Raw genomic sequence first — 2,331 nt, forward strand, 5'->3', positions numbered from 1 at the left:
CTCTCTTTGGGTGTAGTGTTCCAAGTAAACACCATTCTACCAAAGATTCGGAGCCCTTTTCATATTTTCAAGAAGCGATACTTTCGAAATTCAGGTTCAATACTTGTTGTTTTTGTATGGGGAGCATTTGAGACTTATATTACATCTTTATTTAGCGAACTCTTTAAACTGAGTCCATCCATGCTAAAAAGCAGCGAAACAATAAAATATGAAGAACTGATTAGTAATTTAGATGATCCTATACGTCTGCTGATAAGTAAAGAATTGAACAAAATAGGTCATTTTAAATTAAAAGAATATTTGGACTATCTCGAAGCAAAATTAAATATCAAGCTAGAGAAAGAATTAGAAACTGCTTTAAAAGAAATATACTTAATTAGAAATATAATTGCACATAACACTGGTAAGGTAAGAGATGAATTAGTAAAGCTATTGCCTGATCAAATTAAAACAATCGATAACGAGATTATAGTGACAAATGAGTATCTAGACCATGCAATGAAGCATATTAATAAATCAGTAAATATTATTGAAAAGAGAATACGAGAAAGTTGGTTCAAAGAAGATTGATAACTTCGTCTAACACCGTATTCACGCATCGCAGCCTGGTGGCTGCTCGGTCCGCCCGAGGCATTTCGAGGAAGCTTAAACAGGCGGACAACCCTGCGAACCTAACCGCGTCGCGGCCGCCCCGATGGGGCTTAAGGTTCTCGGGTTCGTGAACACAACAACGTTATATGAAACCTACGCAAACATTTAAACATAGATGTTAAATCACAGAAGAAATTTATGAACCAGCCTGAGCATTTCCAATTTTATTAGGCGGTGATACTTTGACGAACGATTTTTATTGTGACGAAGTGTTGAGTGGAAATATTGAAGTAAATAAAGTTTTAGAGACTGATAATGTACTAGCGTATCATCATACACGTCCGTTTTACGAAGTACATATTGTTGTTATTCCAAAGAAGCATATTAATTCTCTGATAAGCCTTATGGATGCTGAAGACCATCAATTACTTATAGAACTACTGGAAGTAGTGTCGCATGTATCAAAGACAATAATATCGAATCATGGAGCTTGCCGAATAGTAACTAACCTAGGTGAATACCAAGAATCTAAACATCTACATTGGCATGTAGCATATGGGAAAAAGGTTAGGAACTAAGAAGAATAATATGTTAAGTAGATCATAGAAGGCGTAGGCATCATATAACACCGCATTCACGCATCGGGTCAGCTAAAGCTGCCCCTCGGTCCGCAAGAGGGATTTCGGAGAAGAGAATCAGCGGACAATTCCTGCGAGGCGAAGTCTATCGACCCGTTCGCTAAGCTCACTTAAGCCTCTCGGATTCGTGAATGCAACAACGTTATGTGAAATGGCACAAATACTTTAAAGGAGGAGAATATTAGTGATTGAAATAAGGACGGCAACTATTCAATCAAAAGTGATCTTCTCAAACACTAGAAAACACAGATATCTTCTTGAAAGAGTCTGGGATGACAAGAAGAAGAAAGCAACAATTATTATGATAAATCCTAGTTTTGCAGATGAGTTGAAAACTGATCTCACTGTATGTAAACTAATGAACTTCTTGATAGACAATGAATTTGGTTCATTACGAATTGTAAATTTATACGCTTTTATTTCAACTGATCCTTCGTATTTAACCAATAATAAAGATGCAGTTGGCGATCTAAACGATCAATATATTCTTGAATCAATAAATGATGTTGATTTAGTTATCATTGCATGGGGAATTGAAAAGGACAAATACAAGAAACGCAAAGAACAGGTGAAGAAAGTGTTACAACACTTAAATATTGAAGTTAAGGGATTCATTGATAGTGATGGGAGAATCGGAAGACATCCAAGTAGAATTAATAATTTTATCTTGGAAGACTATTCTTGGGAGTAGTGCCACTTCACATAACACAGTATTCACGCATCGGGCGTTCGTCCTCGGTCCGGCCAGGAGTCCGAAGAGGATTCGGTGAGGCATTTCAGTAGCAGGGAAGCGGGATCAGCCGGACACATCCGAGAGGCTAACTGCGCGTTGCGCAGCCGGTTCAGTGGATCGCTTCGCTTATCCTCTTCCGCACCTTAAGCCTCTCGGACGTCGTGAATACGATAACGTTATCTGCCATCGTCTAGTCGAAGAAGTGGGAAGGAATGAAAAGCTGAATAACACGAAGCAGATCAAAGGTATCTAGTTGACTACGAGAAGAGGGCTAAAAGAAGTAAGCAGTAGCTAGGACTTGGTTCAGTAAGAGTCGTGAGTTAATAACGATGAAACATCATGAAGAGGATACATAGAAGTATATAAAAG

Annotated in this window: 3 protein-coding genes; all 3 read left to right on the top strand. The window is 38.3% G+C overall.

Annotation, left to right across the window (positions count from 1 at the left end; all coding sequences use genetic code 11):
* Nucleotides 1-570, top strand: a 570-nt coding sequence (locus tag M891_RS25635; protein ID WP_036701566.1) for a hypothetical protein, incomplete at its 5' end; no start/stop codon positions are given.
* A gap of 263 nt (nt 571-833) precedes the next feature.
* Nucleotides 834-1,169 (top strand): HIT family protein, encoded by a 336-nt coding sequence (locus tag M891_RS25165; protein ID WP_084628956.1) that lies wholly within the window; start codon nt 834-836, stop codon nt 1,167-1,169.
* Between the two features lie 244 nt (nt 1,170-1,413).
* The gene (locus tag M891_RS24440) at nt 1,414-1,920 is read left to right on the top strand and encodes a DUF1643 domain-containing protein (protein ID WP_051417178.1); all 507 of its coding nucleotides are present in this window, start codon (nt 1,414-1,416) and stop codon (nt 1,918-1,920) included.
* Nucleotides 1,921-2,331: the final 411 nt, after the last annotated feature.

Origin of the sequence: Paenibacillus sp. J14, from assembly GCF_000518465.1 — a bacterium.
GTDB classification, from domain to species: domain Bacteria; phylum Bacillota; class Bacilli; order Paenibacillales; family Paenibacillaceae; genus Fontibacillus; species Fontibacillus barengoltzii.